This is a genomic window from Gottfriedia sp. OAE603, from assembly GCF_040543965.1.
Classification (GTDB): domain Bacteria; phylum Bacillota; class Bacilli; order Bacillales; family Bacillaceae_G; genus Gottfriedia; species Gottfriedia solisilvae.
In genome coordinates this window covers 3,525,445-3,548,156 of the sequence record NZ_JBEUNN010000001.1, presented here as the reverse complement: position 1 = coordinate 3,548,156, position 22,712 = coordinate 3,525,445, and the positions used below count along the sequence as shown (strand labels likewise).

Annotated in this window: 18 protein-coding genes and 1 pseudogene; 16 read left to right on the top strand and 3 right to left on the bottom strand. The window is 32.6% G+C overall.

The features are described 5' to 3' along the window. Positions 1–12: 12 nt before the first annotated feature. The 3 genes from ABID96_RS18070 (at position 13) to ABID96_RS18060 (ending at position 2,218) form a co-directional block, all read left to right on the top strand. Entirely contained in the window at positions 13–612 is a 600-nt protein-coding gene (locus tag ABID96_RS18070; RefSeq protein WP_192603913.1) for a methyltransferase, read from the top strand. 89 nt (positions 613–701) lie between these two features. Continuing rightward, positions 702–1,796 (top strand): threonine aldolase family protein, encoded by a 1,095-nt coding sequence (locus tag ABID96_RS18065; RefSeq protein ID WP_192603914.1) that lies wholly within the window; start codon positions 702–704, stop codon positions 1,794–1,796. 23 nt (positions 1,797–1,819) lie between these two features. Further along, positions 1,820–2,218, top strand: a complete 399-nt coding sequence (locus ABID96_RS18060) for a VOC family protein (protein WP_192603915.1) — start codon at positions 1,820–1,822, stop codon at positions 2,216–2,218. Positions 2,219–2,738: 520 nt separating this feature from the next. Here ABID96_RS18060 and ABID96_RS18055 read toward each other — a convergent pair. Beyond that, positions 2,739–3,587 (bottom strand): hypothetical protein, encoded by an 849-nt coding sequence (locus tag ABID96_RS18055; RefSeq protein ID WP_192603916.1) that lies wholly within the window; start codon positions 3,585–3,587, stop codon positions 2,739–2,741. Between the two features lie 82 nt (positions 3,588–3,669). On the opposite strand from ABID96_RS18055, the gene ABID96_RS18050 reads away from it, so the two are divergent. Continuing rightward, complete coding sequence (locus tag ABID96_RS18050) at positions 3,670–4,272, top strand: hypothetical protein (RefSeq protein ID WP_192603917.1); 603 nt, start codon at positions 3,670–3,672, stop codon at positions 4,270–4,272. 99 nt (positions 4,273–4,371) lie between these two features. Here ABID96_RS18050 and ABID96_RS18045 read toward each other — a convergent pair whose 3' ends face one another. Beyond that, positions 4,372–5,394, bottom strand: coding sequence for a LacI family DNA-binding transcriptional regulator (locus tag ABID96_RS18045; protein WP_192603918.1), 1,023 nt, complete (start codon positions 5,392–5,394; stop codon positions 4,372–4,374). Positions 5,395–5,922: 528 nt separating this feature from the next. Here ABID96_RS18045 and ABID96_RS18040 point away from each other — a divergent pair. The 10 genes from ABID96_RS18040 (at position 5,923) to ABID96_RS17995 (ending at position 19,627) form a co-directional block, all read left to right on the top strand. Continuing rightward, entirely contained in the window at positions 5,923–7,605 is a 1,683-nt protein-coding gene (locus ABID96_RS18040; RefSeq protein WP_192603919.1) for an alpha-amylase family glycosyl hydrolase, read from the top strand. 12 nt (positions 7,606–7,617) lie between these two features. Beyond that, positions 7,618–8,907 carry an ABC transporter substrate-binding protein gene (locus tag ABID96_RS18035; RefSeq protein ID WP_192603920.1) on the top strand — a complete coding sequence of 430 codons (1,290 nt, stop codon included), beginning with the start codon at positions 7,618–7,620 and terminating at the stop codon, positions 8,905–8,907. A gap of 172 nt (positions 8,908–9,079) precedes the next feature. Further along, the gene (locus ABID96_RS18030) at positions 9,080–9,961 is read left to right on the top strand and encodes a carbohydrate ABC transporter permease (RefSeq protein ID WP_192603921.1); all 882 of its coding nucleotides are present in this window, start codon (positions 9,080–9,082) and stop codon (positions 9,959–9,961) included. Next, positions 9,948–10,799, top strand: coding sequence for a carbohydrate ABC transporter permease (locus ABID96_RS18025; RefSeq protein WP_192603922.1), 852 nt, complete (start codon positions 9,948–9,950; stop codon positions 10,797–10,799). Before ABID96_RS18030 ends, ABID96_RS18025 begins: the two co-directional genes overlap by 14 nt. A gap of 34 nt (positions 10,800–10,833) precedes the next feature. Beyond that, positions 10,834–11,892 carry a zinc-dependent alcohol dehydrogenase gene (locus ABID96_RS18020; protein ID WP_192603923.1) on the top strand — a complete coding sequence of 353 codons (1,059 nt, stop codon included), beginning with the start codon at positions 10,834–10,836 and terminating at the stop codon, positions 11,890–11,892. A 112-nt stretch (positions 11,893–12,004) separates the two neighbouring features. Beyond that, complete coding sequence (locus ABID96_RS18015) at positions 12,005–12,799, top strand: sugar phosphate isomerase/epimerase family protein (RefSeq protein WP_192603924.1); 795 nt, start codon at positions 12,005–12,007, stop codon at positions 12,797–12,799. Beyond that, complete coding sequence (locus tag ABID96_RS18010) at positions 12,799–13,833, top strand: Gfo/Idh/MocA family protein (protein ID WP_192603989.1); 1,035 nt, start codon at positions 12,799–12,801, stop codon at positions 13,831–13,833. Before ABID96_RS18015 ends, ABID96_RS18010 begins: the two co-directional genes overlap by 1 nt. Further along, complete coding sequence (locus ABID96_RS18005; protein WP_192603925.1) at positions 13,830–16,052, top strand: glycoside hydrolase family 65 protein; 2,223 nt, start codon at positions 13,830–13,832, stop codon at positions 16,050–16,052. The genes ABID96_RS18010 and ABID96_RS18005 overlap by 4 nt, the downstream gene beginning before the upstream one ends. 15 nt (positions 16,053–16,067) lie before the next feature. Further along, a complete protein-coding gene (locus ABID96_RS18000) occupies positions 16,068–17,198 on the top strand; it encodes a glycerate kinase (RefSeq protein WP_192603926.1) in 1,131 nt (376 codons plus the stop codon). A gap of 197 nt (positions 17,199–17,395) precedes the next feature. Continuing rightward, complete coding sequence (locus ABID96_RS17995; protein ID WP_192603927.1) at positions 17,396–19,627, top strand: heparinase II/III family protein; 2,232 nt, start codon at positions 17,396–17,398, stop codon at positions 19,625–19,627. A 95-nt stretch (positions 19,628–19,722) separates the two neighbouring features. Here ABID96_RS17995 and ABID96_RS17990 read toward each other — a convergent pair whose 3' ends face one another. After that, positions 19,723–19,938 (bottom strand): hypothetical protein, encoded by a 216-nt coding sequence (locus ABID96_RS17990; RefSeq protein ID WP_192603928.1) that lies wholly within the window; start codon positions 19,936–19,938, stop codon positions 19,723–19,725. 228 nt (positions 19,939–20,166) lie between these two features. Here ABID96_RS17990 and ABID96_RS17985 point away from each other — a divergent pair, with 228 nt between their 5' ends. Further along, positions 20,167–21,207, top strand: a complete 1,041-nt coding sequence (locus ABID96_RS17985; protein WP_377896983.1) for a DUF3048 domain-containing protein — start codon at positions 20,167–20,169, stop codon at positions 21,205–21,207. A 289-nt stretch (positions 21,208–21,496) separates the two neighbouring features. Continuing rightward, positions 21,497–22,687: pseudogene (locus tag ABID96_RS20845) on the top strand (SpoIID/LytB domain-containing protein); the annotation flags it as partial. Positions 22,688–22,712: the final 25 nt, after the last annotated feature.

Here is a 22,712-nt window from a genome sequence, read left to right as displayed (position 1 = left end):
GGTAGGAAATAAATGAAAGAAAAGTATTATGATGAATTACTAAATATTAAAACTGAAGGCGAGCAAGTTGGGTTTAATGAATCTTTGCATTATCATCGTTATGAACCTACGCCTTATGTTGCGCTAGAAATCTTATTCAAACAGTATGAACTAAAAAGCACCGATCGCATTGTTGATTTCGGTTGTGGAAAGGGACGATTAAATTTTTATATTCATTACTTATTTAATTCGTCAGTTATTGGGATTGAAATGAATGAGACGTTTTATTTGGAGGCAATCCAAAATAAGAAACATTATGTAAAGAAAGATGATAAGAAAATTCAGTTCTATCATTGTTTGGCAGAGAATTATGAAATACAACCTTTAGAAAATCATTTTTACTTTTTTAATCCTTTTTCTATACAAATTTTCATGAAAATTATTAAAAATATATTGTTATCAGTAGAGAAAACGAGAAGAGAAATTGAAGTAGTGTTATATTATGTCTCTGATGAATATATTTATTTTTTAGAATACCAGACTGCGTTGGAATTGAAGAAAGAAATCATTATTCCGGGATTATATGAACGCAATCAAAATGAAAGGTTTTTGGTTTATCACTTAGTATATTAGTTGTTTGAATGCAAGGAATTCGTAATCAATTTGGAGAATCGTATATGTAGGAAAGAATTAGTTTCCCCAAGATGAAAGGGAGAGTTACTATGACTGAGAATGCATTTTTAGAAGCTTTTAAACGTACAAAATACCAATTAGTTGGACATGGACCGAGAGATTTTCAGGTGTTAAAAGAGGCGCTAAGTAGTTATGACGAAGATTACGAAAGCGATGTATATGGAAATGGTAAAGTCATTGAAGATTTTCAGGAAAAGATGGCTACCTATTTAGGGAAAGATGCAGCGGTATTTTTTCCGAGTGGTACGATGGCTCAGCAAATAGCGTTAAGAATATGGTGTGATCGAAATGGGATACATAAAGTTGCGTATCATCCACTGAGTCACTTGGAGATACATGAGGAAGATGGATTAAAAGAATTACATCACATTGAGCCGATATTATTGGCGGATAAAAATAGACTAATTGAGTTAGAGGATGTTTTATCATTAGAAGAAGATATTTCATGCTTACTAATTGAATTACCTCAACGCGAGATTGGTGGGCAATTGCCAGATTTTGAAGTATTAGAATCGATTTCTACATATTGTCGTGAGAAAGGAATTAAGCTGCAATTAGATGGCGCAAGACTGTTTGAAATACTGCCATACTATCAAAAGACAGCAGCAGAAGTTTGTCAGTTGTTTGATAGTGTTTATGTGTCTTTTTATAAGGGAATTGGTGGACTAGCAGGGGCTATACTTGCTGGAGATCAGGACTTTATTGAGGAGTCTAAGATTTGGAAAAGACGCCATGGTGGCGATTTAATCAGTTTGTATCCGTATATTATTGCTGCTGATTATTATTTTGATAAGCGAATTCATAAAATGGCTACTTACTATGAAAATGCAATTGAGCTTGCTAGGTTATTTAATGAATGTAAAGCTACGACAACTTTACCTTCAATTCCTGTGTCTAATATGTTCCATGTACATTTTGAAGCACCAATCGAAAATGTGAAATCAATATTAATTGACGTTTATGAGGAAACTAATATTGGAATAACAGGTAATCTAAGACCGATTGACGAAAATTGCTGTTATTGTGAGATTAGTCTAGGAGATCAATTTAGTAAGGTACCAAAAGAAACAATAAGTAATGTATTCAAAATTTTAAATGATAAATTAAGTGGAATAGTAAAATAAAAATAGAGGAGTATGAGTTTTCTATGCAAAAAATTACGACTTTCTTAATGTTTGAAGGTAAAGCTGAAGAAGCAATGAATTATTATATGTCTTTATTTAATAATTCAGAAGTAGTCAATATTACTCACTATGGAGCAGATATGGGCGAGTTTGAAGGAAAAGTTATTCATGCTACATTTACACTAAATGGTCAACAGTTTATGTGTATTGATAGTACAGTAAAGCATAAATTTACCTTCACACCTTCTGTATCACTTTATGTAACTTGTGAATCTGAAGAGGAATTAGACAATGCATTTGAAAAATTAAGCCAAGATGGCGAGGTATTAATGCCTTTAGCTGCTTATCCGTTTAGCGAGAAATTTGCATGGGTAAATGATCAATTTGGAGTGTCTTGGCAATTGAGCTTTGGAAAAAAATAAGTATATAAACTTTAAATAACACAGCAATTTAGTAAATGAAAATATCACATGTTAAAAACTAAAATAACAATATAATTTGAATTTTAAGGGCTGTCTTATGAGTCTATTTGACAAAGAGACGCTACTTTATAATTTTAAAAAAGAGAAGGCGTTGATTTCCACTTCAGGATGCTCGCTTTCCATGGGGTGTGCGCTGAGCCTCCTCGTCGCATTCACTCCTGCGGGGTCTCACCTGTCCCGCATCTCCCATAGGAGTCGAGCACCTTCCGTTCCAATCATCATGTGGTATTAAATAGACTCTAAGTACCTATTTTATATTTATTCAAAAATTGTAGGTTACTTCTTAGTATTTGAGCAGGGGTTGCCAAGTTTCAAATAGTAAGTTGTTTTCTGTGATATGATTTCACAATAAAAACAAAAGGACCAAATCATGTGATTTGGTCCTCTTTATACTTATCTAATTATCTTTTTGAATGCTTAAACTGAACCAGTTAATTATTTTTGCCGAATGGTTTCATTGTTATTTATCTTCAAATGCATATTGTAATTGCTGAGATAAGTTTGGATTGTTACCTTGTATAAAGACACTGACAATTAATATATCTTTTGGGACTTCAAATTCAGAAATCGTGAAGAAATGATACCCTACAACATCTTCAAATAAGTTCGGTTTTTTCCATTTCGGAAAGTAAAATGTACTAAGTGAGTCTGACTCGAAAAAGTCAAATTCTTCATCCGTACCATTTGGCATAGGCGCATTTTGACTAGCATTACTTACTTTACTCTTTTTAACGTTTGATGAATCAAAACTTGATGCTGTCCAATAAAATTGTTTGCCGACTGTATTTAGTAATGTGTAATTAGGATAATATTGAAGCTCGATTTTCATCGGAGATAGATTCGTAGGACTATAATCAAAATGGTGCTCAGTGATATACATAAATTTATTATTGCCTTCGTAAATTAGCTTTAAATTAATACGTTCAAGCTTAGTAGATGAGAAATTATAGTTTTTGTGTTTTGTTAAATAGTTTTGATATTCTTTTTTTGATATATGGTCTTCAATTCCATCTTTAATGATTAAATATAGGTCAATCTGATCAACAATTTTACCGTTTATTCTAGCATATTGTTGAACTTCCTCATCTGTCATACCTGAAATTGTACTTTTCGAAAAACCTAAGTTTAATAGTTTCTTTTCGTAGAGTTGCTGTTGCTTTGTAAGGCTTATCTGATCAATCGAAAAAGTTTTTGAGTTAGTAATAATAGTAGATTGAGAGGATAAATCTATATATGTGTATAAAATATAAAGTGCAATGATTCCCGTTATTAATGTATATATTTTTATGATTTTATGTGTATTTCTCAAAAAATCCCTACTCTCATCCAGATATAGTATTATACTACCAGTATGGCTCTAAAAAATCGACGTTTAATTAGTAGGAGGTTCCATGGGTTTTAATCAATTGATTATTGGTTTTATTTTTATCTTTTTTAATATTAATGTGATAAATGTGAACGTATTACCTGATTTTATAGGATATATATTCTTTTATTTAGGTGCAAATAGTCTGGCTAATTCGCTGTCTAGTGAGTACTTTACGTTTGTAAAGAATTCTAGTAGATTATTAATTATCCTTTCAATCATAGAGTCCTTTATTGACCATTCATCAATACTAAACAATGTATTAAATGATGTCCAAGCTGTACATGAAAAAATATTTGCATTGATTTTTACCTTAACAATTACAACATTGTATTTATTTTGTGTTTATTATTTATTTAAGGGGATTGAACATGAGGCAATTAAAATTGAAGATGCTACTCTCCAAATAAAATCAAAGAAAATATTAAAGTTAATGATGTTTTATAATGTGATTGGAATCATTCCGTTCTTGGGAATTTTGTTTTATGGAAATAGTGAAATAAATATTTCTTTTGCTGCTGGACCACTCTTCTTTATCGTTTTTCTGATTGGTATGTTCTATGTATTTATAAAATTAATCAGATTCTTAAAGTATGCGAATTTAGTATTATATAAAGATAACCAGTAAAATAGGTTGCAATTCAGTCAGAATCTCTTAGCTTTTGTATTTTATCTGCAAATTTTACAAAGTGAAAGGTTGCATTTTTATATGCAACCTTTTTTTATATTATGAATGAATAGTAGTGACTGATTTCTGCTCTAATATTTTTGTAGGAACAATAATGGGTTTTTGCTGGTCATCTTGCTTTTTAATGATTGAAAATAGTAAGTTAGTAGCTACTTCACCTAATTTGATAATAGGGACTTCAATACCTGTTAAAGGTGGTGATAGTAGTGGTGAAAAAATGCCATTATTGTATCCTACTATGGATATATCTTTTGGAATTGAAATTCCTAGTTTTGCAGCTGTATTATATAAACCTATGATTTTTAAGTCATCTATCGCAAAAATTGCAGTTGGAAGCTCATCAGATGTTAATAATTTTTCTGAGGCATCATAAGCCTGTTCCATCGTATAACCACTATCAATGATTCGATCTGTTCTAAGTGGAATACCATTATCCATTAAACATTTTTTATACCCCTCTAAACGATCTATTGATACATGATAGTCCAATGATGAGTGAAGACATGCAATATCACGATGTCCATTGTCAATCAAATGCTGTACTAAATCATAGCTATCCTTAAAGTTGTCAGTATCAACAGAATAAATATTTTGGAAGTCTTCTTCAAGTTTTCCAATTACGACAATCGGTATGTCATATTTGTCTAGTTCATTAAAGAAATCCTCGTTTGCAGGCGAACTTAACATTAATATTCCCTTAATCATTCGTCCACGTATTTTAGCAATACACTTTTCTAATTCATCTTTACTATTTTTCGATGTTTGTAATATAACATCAAAATTTTCTTCCTCTGCTCTCATAGAAATAGAGTGAATAATTTCAGAGAAGAATGTGTTCCCGGCAGTTGTTTTAGTAGAGCGGGACATGACCATTATTGCATCAAATCCGGATGATGTAAGGGCTCTAGCTAATTTACTAGGCTGGTAATTTAATTCTTCAATTGCCTTCATCACACGCGTTCGACTTTCTTCTGAAATATTACTTTTATTATTAAGTACTCGGGATACAGTGGACTTAGACACTTTTGCTACACGAGCTATATCATAAATAGTTGGGCCCAATTTGTATTCTCCTCTAAATATTAATTTTTCCATATGTCATTGTATAATAAACGATAAAAACGTTACCATTTTTACCATAAAAATGGTAAAAAAACAATCTTTATGTTGCTTAAATACAATGGAATTATTGCGTAAGAAACTATATTGATAAAATAGAAGGTAATCTATTTTTACATATTGATAATAAATAGGTCCATTGAATGTATAATTAAATATAATACGGTAAAAATACTTTTGTTAATACTTTAATAAGTAATTATATATATTCATTTAGAAAAAAATTCAATACGTTGTTAGGACTCATTATATGGAGAATTGCAAAAAGTAGCAATAAAAAAATAATGCCTTAATAAAATAATTCTGCAAATTATTATTCTGAAAAAGTAAATTTATTTACTAAAAATAAATAGTATTTTTTCTAAAAGTTATAAATTGACAGTAAGCGCTTTCTATAATATATTTGATTTGGGAGCGGTACCATAAACATTTTTATCAAATTGTGGGAGCGATACCACAAGGAGGAATCGTATGAATAAATTAAAAGAAAGACTAACTTTTATTTATGAAAATGAAGATATAAATAGTATTTATAATGCGATTATAAAAAGGCTAAATGAAGCGAAAGATAAAGGTTTGAGACAAAGAAAACAAGGTTGGGATGAGTCAGACGTTGTTTTAATAACTTATGGAGATCAATTTAGTGAAACTGGTGTCCCAACGCTTGAAACGTTTAAAAAAATGTTCGATGAGCATTTGGCAAACAAGTTTGAAATCGTTCATATTTTACCGTTTTATCCTTACTCTTCAGACGATGGTTTTTCAGTTATTGATTACAAAAAAGTCAATCCTGTTTTAGGGGATTGGTCAAATGTAGAAAACTTATCAGCTTCAGCTAGAATCATGTTTGATTATGTATGTAACCATATTTCAGCTAAGAGCGATTGGTTCCAAGAATATTTAAAAGGAAATCCTAAATATGATAACTACTTCATTGAAATGGATCCATCAATTGACTTAAGCTCTGTAACAAGACCAAGGGCTCTTCCGTTACTTTCAAAATTTAAATTAGCAAATGGCGAAGAAAAATATATATGGACTACTTTTAGTGATGATCAAATTGATTTGAATTTTAGTAATCCACAAGTATTAGTAGATATGATTGATGTTTTACTATTCTATCTAGAGCAAGGTGCAGAGTACGTAAGACTAGATGCGGTTGGTTATATGTGGAAAGAAGTAGGAACGTCATGTATCCATCTTGAAAAAACACATGAAATCGTTAAATTGTTCCGCGATATTTTAGACGAAGCTGCAAGAGGTACAGTCATGATCACTGAAACGAATGTACCGCACTTAGATAATATTTCTTATTTTGGTAATGGAAATGATGAAGCGCATATGGTTTATCAATTCCCACTTCCACCATTAGTTCTTTACTCACTTCATAATGAAAATGGAAACGTTTTAACAAACTGGGCGAAACAACTGGGTGGCTCTGGAAAAGATTCGACTTTCTTCAATTTCCTAGCTTCACATGATGGAATTGGATTAAATCCAATTAGAGGAATTATAGCGGAAGAAGAAATTTTATCACTTGTTAATGATTTAAAACAAGAAGGTGCATTAGTAAATTATAAGAAGAATTCAGATGGTAGTGAAAGCCCATATGAAATTAATGTAACTTACTTAGATGCATTAAATAAACAATCTTATAGTGATGACTTGCGCGTCAAAAGATTCTTGCTAGCACATTCGATTCTATTAACTTTCCCAGGTGTTCCAGCCGTTTACATTCAAAGTATGCTAGGTTCAAGAAACGATTATAAAGGCGTTGAACAAACTGGAATGAATCGATCGATTAATCGTCAAAAATACGATTTAGATGAAATCCTAACAGAATTAAATAATGGAGAGTCACTTAGATTTAAAGTGTTTTCAGGTCTAACTAAAATGATAAAAGCTCGTAAAGATGAATCATTGTTCCATCCAAATGTAAGTATGGAGGTACTTGATTTAGGAGAAAAGATTTTTGCAATCAAGCGTGTAAAACAAGACGATAGCATACTCATTCTTCACAATTTATCGAGCGAAGAAGTAAACTGCAATTTGAATGGGAAATATATGAATATTATCACTGGAGAAGTTAAAGAATTTAAAGATAACATCACTTTGAATTCATACCAGTTCCTTTGGTTAAAACCAATAAACTAGGAGGGGAAACAAATGAAAAAAGCTTTAAGTATGTTCTTAGTTTTAATGTTAGCAATTGGCTTAACAGCTTGCGGTGGTGGAAAAAAAGAAGACGGTAAAGTAACAATTGAATTTATGCACTCTTCAGTTGAACAAGAACGTCTAGCTGTCATCACTGATTTAATTACAAAATTTGAAAAAGCAAATCCAGGTATAAAAGTAAAACAAGTACCTGTAGAAGAGGATGCTTACAACACGAAAGTTGTAACGTTAGCAAGCTCTGGAAAACTTCCAGCAGTGATCGAAGTTGGCCAAGACTACGCAAAAGTTATGGACAAGGATGAATTAATTGATAAAGAATCTATTAAAAAGATTATCTCTAAAGTGGGCGAAGATAAGTATTACGAAGGTGCTTTAAAATTATTAAAAACTGAAGACGGTAAAGACTTTACTGGTGTTCCAATTAGTGGTTGGGTACAAGGTATTTGGTATAACAAAAAAATGCTTTCAGACAAAGGTTTTGAAGAGCCTAAAAATTGGGATGATATTTTAAAAGTTGCAAAAGCTTTCACGGATAAAGGAAATAAAAAATTCGGTATTGCTATTCCAACAGTAGAAGGTGGATTCTCTGAACAGGCATTTTCTCAATTTGCATTATCTAACAATGCAAATATGCTAAATGCAAAAGGCAAATTAGCATTAGATACACCAGAAATGAAAGAAGCACTTAATTTCTATAAAGAATTATCAGGGTATACAATGCCAGGTTCAAATGATGTAACTGAAGTTAAAGATGCATTTATGAACGGATCAACACCAATGGCTATCTATTCAACATATATCCTTCCTTCAGTATATGAAGAAGGCACTACTGATAATATTGGATTTGCTATTCCAACTGAAAAATCTAAAGCAGTATATGGAACAGTTTCTGCTTACACAGTGTCTTCAGGTTTAGAAGATGATCAAAAAGCAGCTGCTGAGAAGTTTTTAGAATTTATGGCAGAGCCTGAAAACAATACAAAATTAGTATTAATGTCTCCAGGTGGTTCTCAACCAGTAAATAAAGATGTAACTGAAAGCACAGAGTACAAAGAAAATAAAGTCGTTAATTCATTCGGTGAATTATCAACGGAAATTGCAAGTGCATTTGAAGATGTTCAAGTTTTCGGACTTGTGGATAACAAGAACTTCTTAAAAATGGGTGATGTAACAAGCTCAGGAGCAGTTGCTAAACTAATTAATGCCATTACAGTTGGCGGTCAAAGTGTAGATGCTGCTGTTAAAGTAGCAGAATCTAAATTAAAAGAAGTACTTAAATAAAAAATCATCACTCATTCAATTCAAGGTATATAAGAGTATGATTTCTTGAATGCCGAAGTTGTTTAAGAAGAACGAACGCTTGAAAAGCAAGCTAAGTTGCTTTTTAAACAACTTTTTCTTTTATCAACAATCATCTATCAAATGATTGATTAGATTGTCTTTAGGAGGTCCTATGAAAACGATTGCCAAAAAAAAATCGGATATTAAATTAGCGCTAGTACTTCTTTTACCAGCTATTTTATTAGTATTACTGCTTGTTGCATATCCGATGTTATCTAATATAAAAATTAGCTTTTTCGATCAACCAATTAATCCAAGATTACCAGCAGATTTTGTTGGTTTTAAAAACTACTCAGACATTATGAAAGATGCAGCGTTTTATAAATCACTAGGGCTGACAATTTTGTATACAGTTCTAACAGTTATTGGAAGTACTGGATTAGGACTTGCAATCGCTTTATTCTTTAATCGTCCGTTTAAATTTCGTAAAACTGCAAGATCTTTAATTATTTTATCTTATGTTACACCTTCGATTTCATTGGTGTTTGCATGGAAGTATATGTTTAACAATAGCTACGGAATTGTTAACTATTTAGGTACTGATGTGTTTCATATTTTTAAAAATGCACCGTTATGGTTTGATAACCCAGTTAGTAGCTTTTTAGTAGTCGTTATTTTTGCGATATGGAAGTACTTCCCATATGCATTTATCTCGTTCTTAGCGATCTTACAAACAATTGATAAGTCTTTATTTGAAGCAGCAGATATTGATGGGGCTACATTATGGCAAAAATTTAAAGTTGTCACATTACCCGCGATTATGCCTGTATTATTAACGGTGTTAACTTTACGTTTTATTTGGATGTTCTACATGTTTACAGATGTTTTCTTATTAACAAACAAAGTAAATATTCTAGGGATTTACTTATACGAAACGGCGTTTGCTTTCAATGATTTAGGTAAAGCAAGTTCAATTTCTGTAATCCTATTTATCATTCTATTTATTGTAATTATCGTAGCAAGAAAGAGGGTGAACTTAAATGGCAGTAACTAGTAAGAAAAATAAATTATTGAAAAAAACAGGTTTCTATATTGGTTTAATTTTACTTTTAGGGGTTATGTTATTTCCATTCTTTATCATGCTGATGACGTCATTAAAGAGTTCAAAAGAAGCAATTTCAACGAGTCCTACATTACTTCCAAAAGTATGGACATTTCAGCATTATATCGATATTTTTAATCCAACAATTTTCCCGTATATAAACTATTTCAAAAATAGTTTAATTGTTGCTTTAATTGCAGCTTCAATTTCAGTTGCATTCGGTATTTTGGGAGCATATGCCTTATCAAAATTAAAGTTCAAAGGAAGAGTCACAATTAATGCTAGTTTTTATACCGTTTACATGTTCTCTGGCATTTTGTTAGTTGTTCCTTTATTTAAAATCATTTCAGGTTTAGGGCTATATGATACTAGGCTGGCATTAATTATTACGATGATCGTTCAAACATTACCAACGGCCATATTCATGTTAAAGAGTTATTTCGATACAATTCCTGAAGATTTAGAAGAAGCGGCGATGATTGACGGGTTAAGTCGTTTAAAAATCATTTTCTACATCATCATTCCATTATCAATTTCAGGTATTGTTTCAGTATTTGTATACGCGTTTATGATTGCATGGAATGATTATTTATTCGCATCAATTTTCTTATCGAGTTCAGAAAACTTTACTTTACCAATTGGATTAAATACTTTATTTAGTACTCCAGATTATGTATGGGGACGTATGATGGCAGCATCTTTAGTAACAGCATTACCTGTTGTCGGAATGTATGCTTTATCAGAGCGCTTTATTAAAGGTAACTTAACTGAAGGCGGAGTAAAAGGTTAAAATTTACAGGTTTACTTGAGAGGATGAAGTATAGATGAAGAAATTAGTAGCAGTTGAACCAAGAGTAGCAGCGTTAGTGGAATATGAAGATCGTCCAGTACAAGCAAATGAAGTGAAAATTAAAGTTGAATTCGCATCACCAAAACATGGTACAGAAGTTGTTGATTTTAGAGGAGTTAGTCCATTTATTGATGAAGAGTTCAATGAAGAGTGGAAAATGTTTATGCCTCGAGCAGAAGGTGCAGCACGTGGGATTGTTTTTGGAGAGTTTCAACTAGGGAATATGGTTGTCGGCAGTATTTGTGAAATTGGAGCGGACGTTACAGAGTACAAGCTTGGAGATCAAGTTTGTACGTATGGACCAATAATGGAAACGGTTATTGTAAATGCTGTAGATAACTATAAACTACGTAAAATGCCAGAAGGATCTTCATGGAAGAATGCAGTTTATTATGATCCAGCTCAATTTGCAATGAGTGGCGTACGTGATGCAAATGTTCGTGCAGGAGATTTTGTAGTAGTCGTTGGTTTAGGTGCAATTGGTCAAATTGCGATTCAATTAGCAAAAAGAGCAGGTGCTAGTATTGTAATCGGCGTTGATCCAATTAGTCATCGTTGTGATATAGCATTAAAGAATGGTGCGGACTATTGCTTCGATCCAACAAAATGTGATTTAGGTTATGAAATTAAGAAACTAACTGATAAATTAGGTGCGGATTCAATTATTGAAACTAGTGGGAATGCCGGTGCGCTACAAGCAGCTCTAAGAGGTATTGCATACGGAGGAACAATTTCTTACGTTGCTTTTGCAAAACCTTTCCCAGAAGGATTTAATCTTGGTCGTGAAGCTCACTTTAACAATGCAAAAATTGTATTCTCTCGTGGTAGTAGTGAACCGAATCCTGATTATCCACGTTGGTCTAGAAAACGTATTGAAAATACATGTTGGGAATTATTAATGAATGGTTATTTAAATTGCGAAGATTTAATTGAACCAGTTGTTTCATTTAATGAAGTAGCAGAGTCTTATATGGAATTTGTAGACCAAAAACCAGAACTAAGCATTAAAATGGGTGTTCATTTTCCAAAATAAGAACAGCATGATTTTGGAATACAAATCAGAAGTGTAAGCAAAATATATGAATAAAAAGAGAGAAATTTAAGGGAGTGTTCATGCACTCCCCTTCATTTAGGAGTGAAAGTCAATGAAAGTAGGAACTCAAAATCAAGCATTTTTCCCAGAAGATATTAAAGAAAAATTTAACTACTTAAAAAAGGCTGGATTTGAAGGCTTTGAAATAGATGGTAAGTTTTTAGTTGATCATTTAGATGAAGTAAAAGTAGCAATCGCAGAAACTGGTTTACCTGTTACAACGGCTTGTGGCGGATATAGTGGTTGGATTGGTGATTTTATTGAAGAGCGACGTTTAAAAGGCTTAGATGAAATCAAAGATATATTATTCGCTTTAAAAGAAGTCGGTGGAAAAGGAATTGTTGTACCTGCTGCATGGGGCATGTTTACATTCCGCTTGCCTCCAATGTCATCGCCAAGAAGTTTAGAAGGTGATCGAAAAGCAGTTACTGAATCTTTAATATACTTGGATAAAGTTGCTGAGGAAACTGGGACTACTATTTTCTTAGAACCTTTAAATCGTTATCAAGATCATATGATTAATACTTTAGCAGACGCACGAAAATATATTGAAGACAATCAGTTAAAGAACGTAAAGATTATCGCAGACTTTTATCATATGAATATTGAAGAAGATGGAATATCAGAAGCGTTACATCAAAACAGAGATTTAGTTGAACATATTCATATTGCTGATAATCATCGTTTCCAGCCAGGAAGTGGTGCATTAGATTTCAAAAAGCACTTTGATCAATTAAAAAGTGACGGCTATGAAGGTTTTGTTACATTTGAATGTAGAGTTCGTGGAAATAACTTAGAAGAAGAATACATTAAAGCACTACAACATATTAAAGAGGCATTAAAGTGATGAAAAAAAAGGTTGCTATTATTGGCGGTGGACAGATCGCAGAAAACGTACACGTCGCTCACTATAAAACTAGAGATGAATTAGAAATTGTAGCTGTATGTGGTGTAAATGAAGAATCATTAAAAAGTTTCGCTGAAAGAAATGGCATTCCAAACTATTACACGGATGCAGCAGAAATGTATTCAATTGAGAAACCAGATATAGTCAGTGTTTGTACACCAAATTTATTTCACTTTGAAAATGTCATGCAAGCATTAGAAAATGATTGCGATGTATTTTGTGAGAAACCCCCTTCGATTAAAGCTGATGATGCAAGGATCATGTATGAGACGGCTATTGCAAAAGGAAAAGTACTTGCGTACGATTTTCACCATCGGTTCGCAGATGATGTAACCATTTTAAAAGAAAAAGTAGACGAAGGCATGCTTGGAGATATTTATTTTGTAAAAGTAAAGGCATTAAGACGAAATGGTATTCCTGGGTGGGGAAGCTTTACAAATAAAGAGATTCAAGGTGGAGGTCCACTAATCGATTTAGGCATTCATATGCTTGATGCGGCCCTTTACATTTTGGGTTATCCAAACATTAAAAAAGTAACTGCAAAAACGTTTCAAAAAATTGGTAATAAGAAAAGTGAAGGGTCTTTCGGAAAATGGGATCCAACCAAATTCGGAGTAGAAGACTCGTTATTTTCACATATTGAGTTAGAGAATGGAAGTTTGTTACAGTTAGAAACATCTTTTGCCTTAAATATAAAAGAAAAATCAGAAATGAATGTCGAGTTCTGTGGAGATCAAGCTGGTGCAATAATGTTTCCAGCAGAGATTTATACAGATGAAAAAGGAGAACTTGTTTCACTTTTAAAAAGAGAGACTGCAGATTCTGATCGCCATTCAAAAAGTATGAGTGCTTTTGTTAATCGTTGTTTAGGTAAGAATGTCATGTTAGCAGATGGAAAACAAGGTTATGCTATACAACAACTAGTAGAAGCAATTTATCAATCAGCTGAAAAAGGTGAGAGTGTAACTTTATGAATATAGTACAAGAATTAAACGAAAAACAATTTGATTTACATTATATAAATAAATATGCAAGCTTAATGGCTCAAGGGAATGGATATCTTGGCCTACGTGCAAGTCATGAAGAGCATTATGCAGAGCAAACACGTGGCATGTATATTGCTGGTATTTATAATAAATTTACTCCTAATGAAGCAACCGAGCTTGTAAATCTACCTGACGTGATTGGGATGAAAATTGAAATAAACGGTGAAATCTTTTCATTGTTAACTGGAACGGTCCTTTCATATGATCGTAGTTTAAACATGTTAACAGGAGAATTAACAAGAGAAGTAATATGGCAAAATAGAAGTGGAGAACGTTTTAGGCTTACATTTCAACGATTTGTTTCTAAGGATGACTTACATTTATTAGCTTCAAAAGTAGAAGTTGTGAGTTTAGATCGAAATGCTACTATTAAAATCATCACTGGAATAGATGCACAAGGGTCTAATTTCGGAAAACAACATCTACATGAAGAAAATGTACGAGTGTTAGATAAAAGGATCATGCAGGGAATTTATAAAACATCTGAAAGCAATCATACAATTGCAGTAGCAACATCTTGCATACTTGGAAAAGAAAGTGACATTTCCTTTGGGGCAAAAAATCGACAATTATTGGGTACAATCACGCAGGAAATTGTTGTTGAACAGCCTTTTACATTAGAAAAAATTAGTTCAGTTTATACCTCTAATGATATGTTACGTGAAGATCCGGCAAGTGCAGCAGTTAATACAGTTCAAAAATATTTAACAGAAGGCTATGACAATCTTAGAGATAGCAATACGATTAAATGGCAGGATTTTTGGAAACAAAAGCGAGTTGTCGTTACAACGAACGAAAAGATGGATCAACTTGCGATCGATTTCTCGCTATATCATATTGAGGTAATGACACCTGCCCATGATGAACGTTTTAGCGTCGCGGCAAAAGGTTTAACTGGTGAAGGATATAAAGGACATGTTTTCTGGGATACAGAAATATTTATTGCACCATTCCATTTATTCACAGATCCAGAAAAAGCTAAAAAATTACTAAGATATCGATATCTGCATATAAATGAAGCAAAAGAAAAAGCAGCTGCTAATGGATACGAAGGGACGCTTTTTCCATGGGAAAGTGCCTTTACAGGTAAGGAAGAAACTCCTGAATATGCTGCAATTAATATCATTACGGGTCAACGTCAAAAAGTTGCATCAGCATTAGCAGAGCATCATATCGTTGCTGATATTGCATATGCAGTGGTGCAGTATTACCAAAATACATTAGACGAAGGTTTTATGGCAAAAGAAGGTCTTGAATTATTAAAGGAAACTGCACGTTTTTGGATCAGTCGAGCTACTGAAGATAATGGACAGCTATCAATAAAAGATGTGATAGGACCAGATGAATATACTGAGCATATTGACAATAATGCTTATACAAATTATATGGCGTATTACAATGTGCAGCATGCGCTACAGTATATGGAAAAATTCAATGATGTAGATACTGATTTAATTCAGAAAGCGACCGATTTTCTGAATAGATTATACTTACCTAAGCCAAATGATGAGAATATTATTCCTCAAGATGATACGTTCTTATCAAAACCTGAAATTGATTTAACAACATATAAGCAAAGCCAAGGTAGTCAAGGGATCTTACTTGATTACTCTCGACAAGAAGTAAATGAAATGCAAATCTTAAAACAAGCAGATGTCGTTATGCTATTGTATCTTTTCCCGGAATTATTCCCGGAAGAGGTTGTGAAAAAGAATTTACAATATTATGAAGAACATACCATTCATGATTCTTCATTAAGTAAAGCAATTCATGCGATTGTTGCTGCTCGTTGTGGTGATCAAGAAAATTCTTATCGCTTTTTCCAAGAAGCATGTTTAATTGATTTAGGTCCTAATCCAAAGTCATCTGATGAAGGACTTCATGCTGCATCGCTTGGAGCAAATTGGTTAGCAACAATCTTCGGTTTTGCAAATATCTCTATGGATATTAATCGTTTAAAGATTAGCCCAAAATTACCATCAGAATGGGAAAAGTTATCTTTTCCGTTTCAATGGCAAGGATCAGTACTTTCATTTACAATAACGCATAGATCAATCACCGTGACTAAACAATCAGGGCCTCCACTAACGATCGAAATAAATGGAGAAGAATTTAACTTAACAGATCAATTAAAAACATCTCTTTAAGGGGGAGGAATATAAATGAAAGTTGTCATATTACCTGATTCCTTTAAAGAAAGTTTAGATGCAACTGGAGTGGCAGAAGCTATTCATAAAGGATTTTCATCTATTTTTCCAAATGCAGATTATCATTTATTACCACTTGCTGACGGTGGTGAAGGTACAGTTCAAGCATTAATTGCATCAACAGAAGGGATGATAGAAACTATTTCAGTAACCGGTCCACTTTTTGAGCAAGTACATGCTAAAATTGCCTTCTCGAATGATGGTAGAATTGCTTATATTGAAATGGCAGAGGCTTGTGGACTTCATTTAGTTCCAAAGGAAAAGCGAGATCCCTTCAAGACAACTTCTTTTGGTGTTGGTCAATGTATTGAATATGCTGTTGAACGAGGAGCTACTGAACTAATTATTGGTGTTGGTGGTAGTTCGACGAATGACGGTGGTATTGGGATGGCAGCAGCTTTAGGATATCAATTCTTTGATCAAGATGGTCGAGAAGTTGAAGGGACTGGACAATCACTTTTAAAAGTTACTTCTATGTCAGCAACCAATCGAAATCCTAAGCTTTCAGGTGTTAATATCACAATTGCTGCAGATGTTGTGAATCCGTTAATTGGCGAAAATGGTGCAACATATGTATTTGGACCACAAAAAGGACTTCCTGCTAATAAATTGGATGAACTAGATCAAGCAATGGGGAAATTTTATAAGCTTGCTGAAAGTTATTTAGGCAAGCAAGTTGCAACAATACCTGGAAGTGGCGCTGGTGGCGGAATGGGAGCTGGTCTGATGTTATTTGCGAATGCATCCATAAAAAAAGGGATAGAGCTAGTACTCGAGCATTTAAATGTCGTAGAGGTATGTAAAGATGCTGACATTGTAATTGTTGGAGAAGGTAGAATGGATGGGCAAACCGTTTTTGGTAAAGCCCCTGTTGGAGCAGCTGCATGTGCACCACCAAATGCAAAAGTCATAGCAATATGTGGGAGTTTAGGAAATGGCAGTGAAGAGTTGTATAATCATGGAATCGACGCTATTTTCCCAACAATCCCTGCAATATTACCAATAGAAGAAATCATGGGTAATGCTTTTAACAATATCGAAAGAACGGCTAGAAATGTAGCGTCTCTTCTAAAAGGAACGATATAATCAAAAAATCCAAACATTTTAAAAATGTTTGGATTTTTTTTGTTCTTGATTTGAGTGTGAAGAAATCGTTGTAAATTGGCGAATAGTATTTGTTGCAAAATAAATATTTGTAATATTTAGAATTTAATAATAAAAAAGATTATTTACTTTTCATTGTATACTTAATAGATTAATTGATTAATTTTTTTGGAGGTACTATGAAAAAGATTACGATAGCATTGTTAACGGTTGCTATTTTTATTGGCAGCTCAATTCATTCATATGCGGCTGCTATTGTGGATAAAGAGATTTTTCTTACAAAAAGAAGTGGTATTACAAAGGATACCGTACTTAACGCCGACCGCATACTAAATGGAGAAATATTTGTATCACCAAAATATCCCTTTTATAAGCCTTATAAGGCGATTAATTGGAAAGAAGACCCTTACAAAAACACTACATGGCGTTTATATTATCAAAGTTTAGACACATTAAGCTACTTAACAAATGCATATGAAGTGACAAAGGATCCTAAGTATTTATCTTATGGCTTTAGTTTAATTCAAAGCTTTTGGAAAGCAAATGGAAATCCAGCAAGACCAACAGACTCATATACATATAATGCGCATGCGCTAGCAAATAGGACAAATAATTTATTGTATTTCTATCATTATTTTATTAGTTCACCGATTGTAACTTACTCGAGTAAACAGTATTTAAAAACAGTTCTTAGAAAACACGGTACCTACTTAAATAGTTCTAAATACTATAATTCAAAAACAAATCATGGCTACTTTCAAGACCGTTCACTATTCGAGTTAGCTTCTTATTTTCCAGAAGAAACAACTAGTGTTCAATGGAAGAGTAATGCAGTATACCGTACAAAAACCCACATCAAGAGAGATTTTACTCCAGAAGGCCTTCATAAGGAACATAGCCCACAATACTTTTTAGTCGTCCTAAATCTTGTTCAGGATATGAATAAAATCGCTGAGGACGCTGAGCTTACACAATTTCTTTTAAAAGAACAAAATGCGTTTTCTAAACTAGTATTATCTAATTTTACGATTCCTAGATTAGGAGATTCAGATCAAACAAAATTACCTAAAACTACTTCTTATTCAGTACTAGATCCTGAATTTGAATATGTACTGACAAAAGGGAAACAAGGAAAACAGCCTTCATTAGTTAGTAATATTTCAAATTCCGTAGCTGTTATTCGTGATGGATGGGGGGCAAATACGACTTCATTATTGTTTACAACGAGTAATTTTAGTACGACACATAAACATGCCGACGATTTATCTTTCATTCTTACTCAAAAAGGGAAAGAAATATTTACGGATAGCGGAAAATATAATTATGATACAAAAGATGCTTATCAAAAATACTTGCGATCGACTTTTGCACATAATGTAGTTACAGTTGATGGGAAGTCATATCCTATTTCTTCAAGTAATGTAGGTAAAGCAAAAATGACGAATTTTATCGATACGCCTGAACATGTTATTGTCATGGGGGAACATACTATTTATAGCGGCGTACGAGTTTATCGAACAATTGTATATTTGAAAAATAAGAAAGTAACATTAATTCAAGATGAAATCATATCTGACGCTAATCATAAAACAAATCAAGTTTTTAATATAGGTCAAAATGTTCCAACTCAAACACTTGATTCAAATACTGTTCTATTGAATAATTCAATGACTATGAAACAGCATGTGCAATCAAATTTGGTTGAATATTATGGACAAAAATCCCCAATTAGAGGATTTGGATCAACACTGTTTAATAACCTGTATCCACTTAAACAATTAGATTTTGAATCTAATGGAAATAATGTTCAATACTTTACAAGTCTTAGCTCTACACCAAATACTGTATCGCAGTTTTCATTAAATGAAGACCTATACACGATTTCAATGTCAGATGGTTCTACTTATAATGTAGCAAAACCAATGACAACACCTTTCGTAAATAAATTTACAAATTTAGATATAAAGCTAAATGGATTTACGCAAGGTGGGGCTAATATTAATGTATTATCAGGCCAAACAGTCATCGCGACCGGTCAAGCTACTACGACGGGGAATTTTGCTATTGATGTACCGTTACAATTGGCAGGTACAAATTTGACTGTCGTTGCAACTAGTAAAAATGGTCAGTACACGGCTTCTGGAACTGTAACGGTAAAAGATGAAATAGCTCCTGATATTCCAACAATTAACACGGTTAGTGCGAATTCAAAAATCATAACTGGTAAGGCAGAAGGAAATGCGACAGTTATTGTGAAGGTTGGTAATAGAACGTACACGACTAAAGCCGATAAATATGGAAAGTATCAAATCAAAGTGACAATGCCTATTAAAAAAGGAACAAATATTTCCGTATCTGCAAAAGATCTTTCGGGAAATATGAGTGATTTCTTTAAATTGAAGGCTAGCTAAAAAAGAAGAATAAAAGAAAATAAAAAATGGATATGCTAAAAGAAGATAAATTCAAAAAAATAGTGGGTTATGATCCCCACTACTTTACTTGAATATTATCTTCTTTTCTTTTTCGGGTCATTTGTGAATGTTGGTTTCTTAATGACTTCCAATTCAACTAGTACATTAACATGTTTATCATTTATAGGCTGAACACTTAATATAGTTCCTTTTCTACCCTTAATAACAACGGGATCGCCCTCTGATGGGGCATTATTACGCAGTTGATTTAATAATTCAACGTTTTTATCATAAAAATGAACTACGATCATCGGAAGTCAACTCCTCAAATCAAATTTATCTTTATACAATATTTATCATTCAGTAAATTAAGAACAATAATTTATCTTACTTCTGCTTTTAGAATTGGTTATATTAGAAAGTCTAAAAATCTGTCTGTATCAATCGGTTTATTTTTGTAAAATTCTTATAAATCACTATCTATTTTTAGTTTTTTTTAATACAATTTAAGAAAATACGCTTATTATGTGGGGATAACAATGCTAAAAAAAACCTTATGTATCATCGCTATTAGTACACTTTTATTTGGTTGTCAGCACGAAGGGAAATCTGTAAAGACGGTAAAAAATGAAGGTAATAAAGAAGAACCAAAAAATGAAGAAGTTATTGATAAAGAAGAAATCGATACGATATTTGCTCCTTTAAATGGTTTACCAATTAGTCAGGTAAGTGAACAAAGGCCGGTAGCTGTAATGGTAAATAATTTTCACTTAGCGAGACCTCAGAGTGGTCTTGGTAAAGCAGATCTTATCTATGAAGTTTTGGCTGAAGGTGATATCACGAGATTTTTAGCTGTATTTCAAAGTAATATACCCGTTAAAATTGGTCCAGTTCGTAGCGCAAGAGATTATTATATTGATTTAGCAAACGGTTATCACGCATTATTTATTTGTCATGGTAATAGTCCGAAAGCGAAAGAAATGATGGACGCTGGATTGATTGACTCTTTAAATGGTTTAATTTATGATGGCACTTTATTTAAGAGAGATCCAAGCAGGAAAGCACCTCATAACTCTTATATTTTAAAAGAAGGAATTGAAAAGGGTGTTGAAAAAAGAAATTATTCATTTACTGAAAAAGTAACACCACTTGATTTTACACAAGAGCCAGTCGCTTTTGATAGTTCTTGGAATAGTGTAAATGAAGTATTTATTAAGTACTCTTATAATCCGGATAATAATGTAACATATAAATTTACTGAAGCGAATAAACATTTCCAACGATATCAAGATGGTGTAGTTGCCAAGGATGCACTTGATGGGAAGCAACTACAAATTAAAAATATTTTGATTGTAGAATCTACACACAAATTCATTGATAAATATGGACGTCGTTCAGTTGACTTAAAAAGTGGAGGAAAAGGCTACTATTTAGTTGATGGTAAGTATAAAAATATTCAATGGAAAAATGTTGATGGCCGGATTATTCCATTTACATTAGAAGGAACAGAAATAGAATTTTCTCCAGGTCAAACATGGATTAATTTCGTCCCTTCTTTAAGTACTGTAACAATTAAATAAAAAAGTAATAGTTAAAAGAGCAAATAAATCGTTATTTGCTCTTTTTAATGTGATTGAAACATTCATTACAATTATATTTCAATCATATTAATTAAACTTAATCATAGTTGTTTATATGCTACAATAATTTTGGAATTTCATATAAATAGATTAATAGAAAGAAACTAGGAAAAGATAGTTTCATAGGAAGAGGCGAAGAAAAGGTTTGAAGAGATTATTTACTTTTAGCTTAATTTTATCAATTATTTTTTCTCAATTTCCATTTAATTCTGAAGTTAACGCTGCAGAGATGGAACCACTAATTTCAGTCAAGTTAGTTAATTATTTAGGAAACAAAAATGAAGTGACAGTGAAATCAACAGATAGCTATGCTGTAAAAAATTCAAGTATCAGATTACAACCGAATACTGAATACAAAATAAAAATAACGTCTAATGGAGTAGCCCTTTATTTAGGGGATGAATTGCTTGGAAATTTTACAAGTATTGATTTAGTACCTTTTCAATATGAATCTCCGTTACTTATTAATGGAAGAAGTTATTTAGGAAATTTTTCATTTGTTAATGAAAACAATTATGTTCGTCCTATTAATACTTTACCAATGGAGGATTATCTGAAAGGTGTCGTGCCATTTGAGATGCCTGCTTCATGGAATCTAGAAGCATTAAAGGCTCAAACTATTTCTGCAAGAACATATGCAATGAGACAGGTTAATGCAAACAAAGTGATTAACGATACAGTTAGCTACCAAGTTTATGGTGGATATACTTGGAATGAAAATAGCTCAAAAGCTGTTGATCAGACTTTTAGTCGAGTACTAAAATATAATAATTCGTTAATCGATGCAGTATTTTCATCGAGTAATGGAGGAAAAACTGAATCAAATGAAAATGCCTGGGGAAGTTCACCATTACCATATTTTCCAATTAAAAATGATCCATATGATAGTGCTACACCTTGGTCAGTTGCGCTATTCAAAACACAGATTGATTTAACTGGCAAGGATTTAAAAGATTCAAATTCGTGGTGGAATACGATTAGTGAACGAGATGAACAGATTACTACGAATATTAAAACATGGATGAAATCAAATGGTTATTCAGGTAAGACAATTAAAATTGTCAAAATACCTAAATTAACTTTAACGAATCCATCATCAGGTGGTAGAGTCACAAAAGGTAATTTAAGTGTAGATTTCATTGCAAAAGATGAATTAGATACAAATGGAAACATAAAAATTCAACATTTAAATTTAACAGATGTTGCTGCATCTAAAATTAGGGCGGCAATTGGATTAAGCTATATAAAAAGTTATTTAATGACTGATATGAATGAATCATCTAGTTCAATTTCTATCAAAGGTAAAGGTTACGGTCATGGGGTTGGATTAAGTCAATACGGTGCTAAAAATATGGGTGAACAGGGTAAAAGTTATTCGGAAATCGTAAACTTCTATTATCCAGGAACAACTCTTTCATCACAGTATAGTACAAAACAACCACGTA